This window comes from Caulobacter sp. 17J65-9 (genome assembly GCF_010975005.1).
Classification (GTDB): domain Bacteria; phylum Pseudomonadota; class Alphaproteobacteria; order Caulobacterales; family Caulobacteraceae; genus 17J80-11.
In genome coordinates, this window is the sequence record NZ_JAAIVC010000125.1 from 1 (window position 1) to 11781 (window position 11781).

The 11781-nt window shown below is 72.0% G+C and carries 13 protein-coding genes; 8 read left to right on the forward strand and 5 right to left on the reverse strand.

The window, feature by feature from the left end:
• Nucleotides 1–577, reverse strand: a 577-nt coding sequence (locus G3573_RS15945) for a Plug domain-containing protein (protein WP_163262412.1), incomplete at its 3' end; no start/stop codon positions are given.
• A 166-nt stretch (nt 578–743) separates the two neighbouring features.
• Between G3573_RS15945 and G3573_RS15950 the strand changes: the two genes are divergently transcribed.
• Nucleotides 744–1331: an HdeD family acid-resistance protein gene (locus G3573_RS15950; protein ID WP_163262414.1), complete on the forward strand. Its 588-nt coding sequence runs from the start codon at nt 744–746 to the stop codon at nt 1329–1331.
• 66 nt (nt 1332–1397) lie between these two features.
• On the opposite strand, the gene G3573_RS15955 is transcribed toward G3573_RS15950, so the two are convergent.
• Both G3573_RS15955 and G3573_RS15960 read right to left on the reverse strand, forming a co-directional pair.
• Nucleotides 1398–2009 (reverse strand): SOS response-associated peptidase, encoded by a 612-nt coding sequence (locus G3573_RS15955; RefSeq protein ID WP_163262416.1) that lies wholly within the window; start codon nt 2007–2009, stop codon nt 1398–1400.
• Nucleotides 2009–2458, reverse strand: coding sequence for an acetyltransferase (locus G3573_RS15960; protein WP_163262418.1), 450 nt, complete (start codon nt 2456–2458; stop codon nt 2009–2011). The genes G3573_RS15955 and G3573_RS15960 overlap by 1 nt, the downstream gene beginning before the upstream one ends.
• A gap of 84 nt (nt 2459–2542) precedes the next feature.
• On the opposite strand from G3573_RS15960, the gene G3573_RS15965 reads away from it, so the two are divergent.
• The 6 genes from G3573_RS15965 to G3573_RS15990 all read left to right on the forward strand — a co-directional run bounded on the left by G3573_RS15965 (nt 2543) and on the right by G3573_RS15990 (nt 9529).
• A complete protein-coding gene (locus tag G3573_RS15965; RefSeq protein ID WP_163262419.1) occupies nt 2543–2806 on the forward strand; it encodes a cyclase in 264 nt (87 codons plus the stop codon).
• A 75-nt stretch (nt 2807–2881) separates the two neighbouring features.
• Nucleotides 2882–3460 (forward strand): NAD(P)H-dependent oxidoreductase, encoded by a 579-nt coding sequence (locus G3573_RS15970; protein WP_163262421.1) that lies wholly within the window; start codon nt 2882–2884, stop codon nt 3458–3460.
• A gap of 3 nt (nt 3461–3463) precedes the next feature.
• Nucleotides 3464–5344: a monovalent cation:proton antiporter-2 (CPA2) family protein gene (locus G3573_RS15975; RefSeq protein WP_163262423.1), complete on the forward strand. Its 1881-nt coding sequence runs from the start codon at nt 3464–3466 to the stop codon at nt 5342–5344.
• Nucleotides 5345–5404: 60 nt separating this feature from the next.
• Nucleotides 5405–6430 carry an alcohol dehydrogenase AdhP gene (gene adhP / locus G3573_RS15980; protein WP_163262425.1) on the forward strand — a complete coding sequence of 342 codons (1026 nt, stop codon included), beginning with the start codon at nt 5405–5407 and terminating at the stop codon, nt 6428–6430.
• A 69-nt stretch (nt 6431–6499) separates the two neighbouring features.
• Entirely contained in the window at nt 6500–7693 is a 1194-nt protein-coding gene (locus G3573_RS15985; protein ID WP_163262426.1) for a cyclopropane-fatty-acyl-phospholipid synthase family protein, read from the forward strand.
• Nucleotides 7694–7738: 45 nt separating this feature from the next.
• The gene (locus G3573_RS15990; RefSeq protein WP_163262428.1) at nt 7739–9529 is read left to right on the forward strand and encodes a DUF885 family protein; all 1791 of its coding nucleotides are present in this window, start codon (nt 7739–7741) and stop codon (nt 9527–9529) included.
• A 3-nt stretch (nt 9530–9532) separates the two neighbouring features.
• Here G3573_RS15990 and G3573_RS15995 read toward each other — a convergent pair whose 3' ends face one another.
• Both G3573_RS15995 and G3573_RS16000 read right to left on the reverse strand, forming a co-directional pair.
• Entirely contained in the window at nt 9533–9727 is a 195-nt protein-coding gene (locus G3573_RS15995; protein WP_163262430.1) for a hypothetical protein, read from the reverse strand.
• Between the two features lie 105 nt (nt 9728–9832).
• Nucleotides 9833–11242: an HWE histidine kinase domain-containing protein gene (locus G3573_RS16000; protein ID WP_163262432.1), complete on the reverse strand. Its 1410-nt coding sequence runs from the start codon at nt 11240–11242 to the stop codon at nt 9833–9835.
• Between the two features lie 117 nt (nt 11243–11359).
• Here G3573_RS16000 and G3573_RS16005 point away from each other — a divergent pair.
• Nucleotides 11360–11781 (forward strand): hypothetical protein (locus tag G3573_RS16005; RefSeq protein ID WP_205598292.1); only part of this gene is annotated, 422 nt, incomplete at its 3' end.

The following is an 11781-nucleotide window of genomic DNA, read 5'->3' on the forward strand; positions in this document are numbered from 1 at the left end:
CCGGGATCCAGCCGTCGGCCCGCTCGCCGACCCCGGCCAGCATCAGCGCGCCCGAGCCCAGCGGCGCCTGCAGCACGCCCGCAGCGCGGGCGGCGCCCAGCTCACCGGCTTCGGCGTCGAAGGTATAGGCGCCCGGCTGGCCGGAGACCTCGTCCAGCGTCACCACCCCGGTCAGGGCGCCCGCGCCGTAGGGGCCAGCACCCGCCCCGCGGACCACCGAGGCGCCCGCCAGGCTCTCCGGCGGCAGGGACGCCCAGATCACCCAGCCGCCGAACGGATCGTTCTGCGGCACCCCGTCCAGGGTCACCAGGGCGCGCCCGGCGCCGGTGGGCCCCAGCGCCCGCAGGGACAGGCCCTGGATGGTGGCGTTGGCCCCGCCGCTGTCGGTGCGCCGGAACAGCGACACGCCGGGGACCTGCTTCAGCGCCTCGTCGACGCGCGGCGCGAGGGTCAGGTCGGCCGCGTCCAGGCGGATGATCGAGAAGGCCGCGTCGCCGGGATTGGGCGTCGGCCTGGGCGCGCGGACCACCACCGTCTCGACCGCCTCGGCGGCCGGCGGCGCTGCGGCGTAGTCCATCTGTGCGCCCCCGAAACGGCTCCGCTTGCTCAACAGCCAAGCCTGTTCGCGGGTTCCCCGGCCACGGCTCCGGTGGGGAACAACATACGCGGGCGACCGGTAACGCACCTGCGTGGGGGCGCCCGTTCTCCGCGAACGGCGGCGCCCCGCTTCAAGGAGGCACGCCATGACCGTGCACACCGGCTCGCCCACCCCCCTCGTCGACGCCATGCTGCAGCCGCTGGCCCAGAACTGGTGGGTGCTGCTGCTGCGCGGCATCGCCGCCATCATCTTCGGCGTCCTGGCCTTCGCCATGCCAGGCATCACCCTTCTGACCCTGACCGTGGTCTGGGGCGCCTTCGCCTTCGTCGACGGCGCGCTGGCGCTGTGGGCGGCGATCACCGGGAGAGGCGGCCGCGTGACGCCGCGCTGGTGGCTGGCGGTGGTGGGCCTGGCCGGCGTGGCCATCGGCGTGCTGGCGGTGATCAATCCCGTGGCGGTGGCCGGGGCCCTGCTGCTCTACATCGCCGTCTGGGCGATCATCGTCGGCGTGCTGGAGATCTGGGGCGGCTTCAAGCTGCGCAAGGAGATCCAGGGCGAGTGGCTGCTGATCCTCACCGGCGTGCTGTGGGTACTGTTCGGCATCGCCATGATCGCGCGGCCGGGCGTCGGCGCCCTGGCGGTGATCTGGATGATCGCGGCCGCGGCCATCGTCGCGGGGATCAGCTTCGTGGGCTTCGCCTTCCGGCTGAAGAAGCACAAGCTGCCGAGCTGAGACCCTAGAGCGCGATAGCCGAAAGTGGACGCCGGTTTCGGCGGCCATCGCGCTCCAATTAAGGAACTAGAGCAGCGTGCCCGCCGTCGCCTGCTGCGGCGCTTCCTCGACCCGGAGCGCCCCGGCCGGCGAGGGCTTCAGCAGCTCGGCGCCGTCGACCGACGGGTCCAGCCACGCCGTCCACGCGGCCTTGTCCAGCACCACCGGCTGGCGGTCGTGATAGGGCGCGACGTCCGGGCCCGGCGCCGTGGTCAGCAGGGTGAAGCTCTCGCCGACCTCGCCCTCCGGCGGGCGCCACAGGCCGGCGAAGCAGAACCAGTCGGCGTCGGTCACCGTGAACCGCCAGCGGGTCTTCGGGTACTTCGCGCCGGTGAACTCGTAGAAGGCCGAGGCCGGGACCAGGCAGCGGCCGGTCGTGAACCGTCGGCCCTCAGAACGGAAGTTGATCACCGGCCCCGCCTTGGGCCGCCCCGGCGGAAAGCCCCAGCGCAGCATGGCCAGCTCCGACCCGCCCGGAATGGCGCGGATCACCGGCGCGGTGTCGGTCGGGCGGACGGGATCCTGCTCCGCCAGGTTCGGCGCAGACCCGGGCCCGGGCTTCAGCAGCGGCAGGCCCAGCCGCTCCATCGCCTCGACGAAGGCCCGATAGGGCGCCTTGTTGACGTAGGCGTTGCACATCAGACCAGCCCCTCCCCGTCCGAGGCCAGATGGATCAGAGGGTGGGGCTTGCCGGCCGCGTCGGTGGCCGAACGGCCGACCTCGCGGAAGCCCAGCCGCGCATAGAAGGCCCGCGCCGGATGGTTCTCCTCGTTGACGTCCACCGCCAGCGGCCCCTTCAGGCCGTAGGCGTGGGCCAGCAGGGCCCGGCCGATCCCTTGGCGATGGGCGGCCGGGTCTACGAACAGGGCGTCGACCTTGGCGTTGGTCAGCCCCACGAAGCCGGTCAGCCGGTCCGCGTCGCCCTCCGCCACCCAGACCTCGGCGAAGGGCAGGTACTGGTCGCGCACGATCGGCAGGTAGAAGCGGATGTCCGCGTCGGTCAGGAAGTCGTGGGTGGCGCGCACCGCGTCGTTCCAGATCTCGATGACGCGGGCGAGGTCCTCGTCGTGGGCGCGGCGCAGCTGCATGGCCCCAGCATACGGCGGCGGGAAGCCGGCGGGAACGCCGTTCGCCCGACGGCGGTTCGGGCGGCGATCTTACGGAGGCGCCCGATGACTCAGATGGTGATCCACCACAAGGTGAAGGACTACGACGCCTGGCGGCCCGGCTACGACAACCACGCGCCCAGCCGAAAGGCGGCCGGCATCAGCGGCGGCGAGGTGTTCCGCAAGGCCGACGACCCGAACGACGTGGTCATCCTGTTCGAGGTGGCCGACGAGACGCGTGCGCGCAGCTGGGCGCAGTCGGACGACCTGCGCTCGGTCATGAGCAAGGCCGGGGTGGTCGGCCAGCCGCGGATCGACTTCATCCACTAGAGACCAGGCCGCCGGCGGAACACCGTTCAGTCGGCGGCTTGCTCCGGGCCCGGCCCCTGCCCTAGATGGGCCCTCATGCCCGGACAGGACGAAACCGCCCGCACGCTGCTCGTGCTCGCCCACCCGGCGCTGGAACGCGCGCGCCTGAACCCGGCCCTGGCCGAGGCGGCGCAGGCCCTGCCCGGCGTGACCCTGCGCGACCTCTACGAGCTCTATCCCGACTTCACCGTCGACGTGCGCACCGAGCAGAAGCTGCTGCTGGAGCACGACCTCGTCGTCCTGCAGTTCCCGCTGTTCTGGTACTCCGCGCCGTCGCTGCTGAAGGAGTGGATCGACGCGGTCTGGCTGAAGGGCTTCGCCTACGGCCCGCGCGGCGTCGCCCTGCGCGGCAAGACCCTGCTGTGCGTGATCTCGACCTCGGCGGCGGAGGCGGACTTCACGGCCGACGGCGAGTACCGCTTCAGCCTGACCGAGTTTCTGCGCCCGTTCGAGCAGACCGCCCGCTACTGCGGCCTGCACTGGGCCGAACCGTTCGTGGTGTTCGGCGAGACCATCGCCTCGGACGAGGGCCTGCGCCGGACCGCCGAGGCCTATCGTGACCGGCTGGCCGAACTCGGCGCCCGCATCGCCCGCTCCCTGCCGACGGACGGCTGACCCATGACCGTCCTGACCCAGGTCTTCGTCTATCTCGCCGCCGCCGTCGTGTCCGGGCCGGCCGCCAAGCGCTGCGGCCTCGGCTCGGTGCTGGGCTACCTCGTCGCCGGCGTGGCCATCGGGCCGCACGCCCTCAAGCTGGTCGGCGCGGTCGAGGACGTGAGCCGGGCCGCCGAATTCGGCGTCGTCATCCTGCTGTTCCTGATCGGGCTCGAACTGAGACCCGCCCTGCTGTGGAACCTCCGCCGGGCGATCTTCGGGCTGGGCCTGGCGCAGATGCTGGCGGTCGCCGCGGCCCTCGCCGCCGGCGCCGTCGTGCTGGGCCTGACCGGCCGCGAGGCGATCGCCGCCGGGCTGATCCTGGCCCTGTCCTCCACCGCCATCGTGCTGCAGCTGCTTGACGAGAAGGGCCTGCGCCGGGGCCCGGTCGGCATGGCGGTGTTCGGCGTCCTGCTGTTCCAGGACCTGGCGGTCATCCCGCTTCTGGCCTTCCTGCCGCTGCTCGCGGTCGGCGGCGCGGCCGCCGCGCACGACGCCCAGGCCGCGGCCCACGGCATCAACCTGATCGGCGACTGGCCCGCCTGGGCCCAGGGCCTGGCTGTGCTCGGCGCGGTCCTGGCCCTGGTCGTCGGCGGCCGCTACCTGACCCAGCCGGTGTTCCGCTACATCGCCCGCGCCGGCCTGCGCGAGGCCTTCACCGCCTTCGCCCTGCTGCTCGTGGTGGGCGCGGCGCTGCTGATGCAACTGGTCGGCATGTCCCCGGCGCTGGGCGCCTTCCTGGCCGGCGTGGTGCTGGCCGAAAGCGAGTTCCGGCGCGAGCTGGAGACCGACATCGAGCCGTTCCGCGGCCTGCTGCTCGGCCTGTTCTTCATCACCGTCGGCGCCGGCCTGAACGTGCCGCTGGTGCTGTCGCGCCCGGTCGACCTCGCCCTCGTCGTGCTGGGGCTGATGGTCCTGAAGGGGCTGGTGATGTTCTGCATCGGCCTGCTGTTCCGCGGCCCCTGGCGCGACGCGGGCACCGCCGCGGTCGCCCTCTCCCAGGGCGGCGAGTTCGCCTTCGTCCTGCTGACCTTCGCGGTGACCACGCGCGTGCTGGGGGCCGACCTCGCCGCCCTGCTGACCGCGGCGGTGGCCCTGTCCATGGCCGCGACGCCCCTGGCCCTGACCGCCTGGGAACGCCTGGCCCGTACGCCCGCCCGCTCAGGCGCCGAGCCGGTCAACGCCTTCGAGGAGGAGTCCGCGCCCGACGCCCTGATCATCGGCTTCGGCCGGTTCGGCCAGATCGTCGGCCGGGTGCTGACCGCCAACGGCTTCACCACCTCGGTGCTGGAGAGCTCGGTCGAGCAGATCGAGCTGCTGCGCCGCTTCGGACGTCGGGTCTACTACGGCGACGGCGCGCGCCTGGACCTGCTGCGCGCCGCCGGCGCCGAGCGCGCCAAGGTCCTCGTCGTGGCCGTCGACGACCGGGAAAAGGCCACGGAGATCGTCGAGATCGCCCGCGAAACCTTCCCGCACCTGAAGGTGATGGCCCGCGCCTTCGACCGCCGCCACGCCTACGAACTGCTCGACAAGGGCGCCCAGGTGGTCGAGCGCGAGACCTTCGAGGGCGGCCTGGCCATGGCGGCCGAGACCCTGCGCGGGCTCGGCTGGCGGGCCTACCGCGCCGAGCGGGCGGCGCGCCTGTTCCGCCTGCACGACGAGCGGATGTTCGAGCAGCTGCGCCCGCTGTGGGGCGACGAGGAGCGCTTCACCATCGCCACCCGCGAAAGCTCGCCGCGCATGGACGACCTGCTGCGCTCCGACCTCGAGCGGGCGGTGACCCGGGCGGAGGGCGAGACCGAGGAAGAGGCCAAGGGCCCCGACCCCGGCGCCTTCGGCTGCTGAACCGGTCGGAACCGCGAACTGGGCCCGGGGTTGGTCGCCAGGGGCTCGGGAGCCGGTGCGATGAAGACGATGAAGGCCGCCGTAGTGCGCGCGTTCGGTCAACCGCTCGTCCTTGAGGAGGTCCCGACGCCTGAGCCCGGTCAGCGGCAGATCCTGGTCAAGGTCGCCGCTTGCGGCGTGTGCCACACCGACCTGCACGCCGCCGACGGGGACTGGCCGGTCAAGCCGTCACCACCGTTCATTCCCGGCCACGAGGGCGTCGGCCACGTCGTCGCCGTCGGCGCCGACGTGCGCGGCGTGAAGGAAGGCGACCGGGTCGGCGTGCCCTGGCTGCACACCGCCTGCGGCCGCTGCCGCCACTGCCTGGGCGCCTGGGAGACGCTGTGCCGGTCGCAGCAGAACACCGGCTACTCGGTCAACGGCGCCTTCGCCGAATACGTGCTGGCCGATCCCGATTACGTCGGACACCTGCCCGACAACGTCGGCTTCGCCGAGATCGCGCCGATCCTGTGCGCGGGGGTGACGGTCTACAAGGGCCTGAAGATGACCGACACCCGGCCGGGAGACTGGGTCGTCATCTCGGGCATAGGCGGCCTGGGCCACGTCGCCGTCCAGTACGCCCGGGCGATGGGGCTCAACGTCATCGCGGTCGACGTCGACGACGCCAAACTGGCCCTGGCGAAGCGCCTCGGCGCCGCGCTGAGCGTGAACGCGAAGACCGAAGACCCGGTCGCCTTCGTGCAGCGCGCCGTCGGCGGGGCTCAGGGCGTGCTCGTCACCGCCGTCTCGCCCAAGGCGTTCGAGCAGGCGCTCGGCATGGTCGACCGGGGCGGGACGGTGTCGCTCACCGGCCTGCCGCCCGGCGATTTCCCGGTTCCCATCTTCGACATGGTGTTGAACGGCATCACCGTGCGCGGTTCGATCGTGGGCACCCGGCTCGATCTCCAGGAGGCGCTGGACTTCGCCCGCGACGGCAAGGTGAAGGCGACGGTCACCACCGACCGGCTCGAGAACATCAACGAGGTGTTCGCACGCATGAAGGCGGGCCAGATCGAAGGCCGGGTGGTGCTCGACTTCGAACATTAGAGAATTCGCCGGGAACCTCGCGCACCTCCAACCGTTACGCTTGATCGGGACGAATGGGGCGATAAGGCCATGCTCGAGCGGTTGCTCCGCGAGTATGTGCGTGAAGGGTCCGCGGCTTTCAGCCTGCCGGACGGACGGCGGCTGGTGATCGGCGACGACCCGGACCCGTCGGTGGCGGTGCGCCTGGCCGACTGGGCGACCGTACGCCGGATCGCCGCCAAGCCGGCCCTGGCCGTCGGCGAAGCCTTCATGGACGGCGGCCTGATCATGGAGCGCGGCTCCATCTACGACCTCGTCGACCTGGTCGCCCGCCGGCCGATGCAGCCGCTCGGCCTGCTGGGCCGCATTCGCGCACGCATGGACCAGGCCAACGACCGGCGCGCCTCGCGCCAGAACGTGGCCCACCACTACGACCTGTCCTACGACCTCTACCGCCGCTTCCTCGACCAGGACATGCAGTACTCCTGCGCCGTGTTCGAGCGCCCGGACATGAGCCTGGAGGAGGCCCAGGCCGCCAAGAAGCGCCGGCTCGCCGCCAAGCTGCTGCTGCAGCCGGGCATGCGCGTGCTCGACATCGGCTGCGGCTGGGGCGGACTGGCCCTGACGCTGGCCGAACTGGGCGCCGAGGTGGTGGGCGTCACCCTCTCGCAGGAACAGCTGGCCATCGCCCGGGAGCGGGCCGAGGAGCGCGGCCTGTCGAACCGGGTGCGCTTCGAACTCTGCGACTACCGCGACGTGCAGGGCCCGTTCGACCGGATCATCTCGGTCGGCATGTTCGAGCACGTCGGGGTGCCCAACTTCCCGGCCTATTTCGAGGCGGTCTCGCGCCTGCTGACCGACGACGGCGTGGCGGTGATCCACTCCATCGGCCGCAAGGACGGACCCGGCGCCACCCAGCCGTGGATCGCCAAGTACATCTTCCCGGGCGGCTACATTCCCGCCCTCTCGGAGGTGCTGCCGTCGATCGAGCCCACCGGCATGTGGGTGACCGACGTGGAGATCCTGCGCCTGCACTACGCCGAGACCTTGCGGCACTGGCGCCAGCGCTTCATGGCCAGGCGCGAGGAGATCGCCGGCCTCTACGACGAGCGCTTCTGCCGGATGTGGGAGTTCTACCTGGTGGTCAGCGAGATCGCCTTCCGCAGGCGCGGCCACATGGTCTTCCAGCTGCAACTCAGCAAACGGGTGGACGCGGTGCCGCTCACGCGCGACTATCTCGGCGGTTTTGAAACGAAGGCCGCAGCCTCGGTGCGAGCGGCCTGACCGGACGGGGCGAGACAAGCCCCGCCGCATCGTCGGGGAGCTCCTATGATCAAGTCCGCCGCCACCGCGCTCGCGCTCGTGCTCGCGCCTGTCGCCGCCGTGGCCGTCGTCGCGACGCCGGCCGCCGCCCAGCAGCAGCCGGCCGCCACCGCCCAGTGGAAGCAGATCGTCGCCGATTGGGAAGCGGCCGAGCGGGCCGAAGACCCGATCAGCTCCGGTTCGGAAGGCGACGCCGCCGCCCTGTCGAAGCTGCCGGACATCACCCCAGCCGGCGACGCCCGCCGCACCGCCGTCATCAAGACCTTCCAGGCCCGCCTGAAGGCCGTGCCGGTCGCCCAGCTGTCGGCCGAGGACGCCTTCAACCACGCCTTCCTGTCGCGCATCGTCAACGAGCGCCTCGAGGGCGACCAGTTCGACGGCGCCCGCCTGGCCTTCGATTCCGAAGGCGGCCCCGGCACCATGTTCGGCTACCTGGCCCGCTCCACCCCGATCTCGTCGAAGGCCGAGGCCGAAGCCTGGCTGGCGCGGATGGGCGGCGCGGCCAAGTTCTACGCCGACTCCCAGGCCAACGCCCGGCGCGGCGTCAAGACCGGCTTCACCCAGCCGAAATCCACCGTCGAAAGCGCCCTGACCATCGCCCAGGCCGAGGCCGCCTTCGCGCTCGACCAGGATCCGATGCTGATCCCGCTGGCCAAGCTGCCCGACAGCATTTCGGCCGCCGACCAGGCCGCCCTGCGCGACCGCGCCAAGAAGATCATCGTCGAGCAGATCCAGCCGGCGCGCCGCGAGTGGGTGCGCTTCCTGAAGGACGAGTACATGCCCAAGGCCCGCCCGGGCCTGGGCGTCTCCACCCTGCCGAACGGCAAGGCCTATTACGCCTGGCTGGCGCGCGGCTACACCACCACCGACCTGACCCCGGACCAGATCCACGAGATCGGCAAGTCCGAGGTCGCCCGCATTCGCGCCGAGATGGACAAGGAAATCGCGGCGGCGGGCTTCAAGGGCACCTTCCCCGAGTTCCTGCAGTGGCTGCGCACCGACCCGCGGTTCTACGCCCAGTCGCGCGAAGACCTGATGGAGAAGGCCTCGGAGATCGCCAAGCGCTCCGACGACCAGCTGCCGCGCCTGTTCAAGACCCTGCCGCGCCTGACCTACGGCGTGCGCCCGGTGCCGCGCGAGATCGAAGAGAACTACACCACCGGCCGCTACTCGCCCGGTTCGCCGCAGCTGGGCATCGCCGGCGGCTACCTGGTCAACACCTCCAAGCTGGACCAGCGCCCGCTGTATGAGCTGCCGGCCCTGACCCTGCACGAGGCCGTTCCGGGCCACCACCTGCAGATCGCGCTGGCCCAGGAAGCCGGCGACCAGCCCTGGTTCCGCCGCAACGCCAACGTCACCGCCTACACCGAAGGCTGGGGCCTCTATTCGGAGTTCCTCGGCTACGAGATGGGGATGTACCGCGACCCGTACGAGCGGTTCGGCAAGCTCAGCTACGAGATGTGGCGCGCCTGCCGCCTGGTCGCCGACACGGGCATCCACGCCAAGGGCTGGACCATCGAGCAGGCCCGCGCCTGCTTCCGGGACAACTCGGCGCTCGCCCCGCACAACATCGAGACCGAGCTGCAGCGCTACATCAGCTGGCCCGGCCAGGCGCTGGGCTACAAGATCGGCGAGCTGAAGCTGAAGGAGCTGCGCAAGAAGGCCGAGGCCGAGCTGGGCCCCGACTTCAACGTGCGCGAATTCCACGACGCCGTGCTGCTGGAGGGGGCCATGCCGCTCTCCCTGCTCGAACAGCACATCGACGAGTGGATCGCCGAAAAGAAGAAGGCGAAGTAAGGGTCAGCGGCGGCTGACCCGGTCCTTGTCGCGCGGCGTCTGATCGCGCAGTTCCATGATGAAGGTGTAGGGGGCGGCGTCGTCGCGGAAAGACCGCGGCTCGCCCGCAACCCTCACCTCCGCCTGGACGTCAGGCGTGACGGGAACGGCCGTCGCCGGCTGGGCGGCGTCGGCCTGGGGCAGGACCGGCTCGGACATGGGGTACTCCTGAGCGCTCGCGGGCGCTTCGGGGCCGGCGCCTCGCTACTCCGGAAAAACGTCACGCCGGACGCTGTTCCAGCGGAGCCTGAAAGATTCCCCTGCTCAGCCGCGCAGCGGAAACTCCAGCGTGCAGGCCAGGCCGCCCGGGGCCCAGTTCAGCTCGGCCTTGCCGCCGAGGTCGCCGGCCACGCTGCGCCGGATCAGGGTCGAGCCGAAGCCGCCCCGTTCGGGCGGGCGCACGGCCGGCCCGCCGCGCTCCGCCCAGCTCATGTACACCCGCGCGTCGTCGTCCTCGGCCTCGCGCCGCCAGGTCACCGACACCGCCCCGTCCGGCGCGCCCAGCGCCCCGTGCTTGACCGCGTTGGTGGTCAGCTCGTGGACCACCAGGGCCAGGGCCACCGCCTGGCGCGGCGTCAGCTCCACCGACGGTCCCTCGACCCGCGTCCGTTCCGTCAGGCCGTCGGTCCAGGGATCCAGCTCGCGCGAGACGATGTCGCGCACGTCCGCCCCCTGCCAGCAGCGCCGGGTCAGCAGGTCGTGGGCGCGGGCCAGGGCCACCAGCCGGTTTTCGAAACTCTCGCGGAAGGCCTCGGGCGAAGCCGTGTGCCGCAGGGTCTGGAAGGCCAGCGACTGCACCGTCGCCAGGGTGTTCTTGACCCGGTGGTTCAGCTCGTCGACCAGCAGGCGCTGGCGGGCCTCCGCCTCCTTCTGCTCGCTGACGTCGACCAGCATGTTGACCGCGCCCACCAGCCGGCCGCGCCGGTCGCGCAGCGGCGTCGGGTACGGCAGGATCGGCCGGCGGCTCCCGTCCGGACGTTCGGCCAGCACCTCGGCCCCGCGCACCGGCCGGTTCTCGCGCAGGGTCACGGCCATGGCGCAGTCTTCGACCGCCAGCGGCGCCCCATCGGGTGTGAACAGCTTCCAGGCCCCGCACCAGCGGGTCTCGTCCAGATCCGGCGCGCCGCCCAAAAGCTCGGCCGCGGCCGCGTTGTAGAAGGTGATCCGGCCGTCGGCGTCGGTGGTGTAGACGGCCGCCGGCAGGGCTTCGAGCAGGTCACGCGCCCGCCGTTCCGCGGCCGACGGCGTCGGGGCCGTCCGTTCCGCCAGCTCCTGGAAGCAGACCACCGCGCCCACCGCCCGGCCGACTTCGTCGAGCAGGGCCTCGGCGGTGAGGGCCACGGCCTTGCGCTCGCCGTCCGGCCGCTCGACCAGCAGCTCGGCCGAGCAGCGTCCGCCGGCCGCCAGGACTTCGAAGATCGGGGTGCGTTCGGCGGCCAGCCGGGCGCCGTCGACGCCGTACATCCGCCAGGCTCCACCGAACCGCTCGGCCTCCTCGTTGCGGCGCGGCGCGCGGCCCCACAGCCGTTCGGCCGCGCGGTTCCAGCGGATCGGCGCGCCGTCGGCGGCGCAAACGCTCACCCCGACCGGCAACAGGTCGATCGCGGCCTGGTCCAGGTCCGCCAAGGTGCGGGCACGCGTGCCCGGCGCGGCGGAGACAGCCCCCTGTCTCAACCCTACCTCCCGTTTCCCCCGCCACGATCAGGCCTCCCCGGGCGGCCTTCGTCAACCGCCTCGCGACGGAACGGCAGCGCTTGCAACCACCAACCCGGTTCAGCGGTTGTCGCGCGCATGGACGGCCCCGCTTTCGACGTCACCGAACTGCCCCCCAAGCGCGGCGCGCCGCCGAAGTTCCGGCGCAACCGCGTCGCCACCATCGCGACCCTGTGCGTGCTGGGCTTCGCCGCCGGCATGGGGGTGCAATGGGGCATGCTGCGGCGCGGCCCGCCGTCCGCGCCGCCCGCCAGTTCCACGCCGAAGCGCGCCCTCGTGCCGACGGCTCCGCGCAAGCACAACGCCATGACCGTCGGCTCCGACGCGCCGGCCCAAACCGCGGTCGCGCCGGTCGAGACCGCCGCGGTCGGCGCGCCGTCCCCGACCACGCCCCTGGCGGCAACACCCGCGACGCAAGCCGGCTCGACTCCCCTGCCCTACGCCCCGAGCGTCGGCCTGTCGCGCGACGCCCTCGACTACGGCCGCCGCGCCGAAGCGCA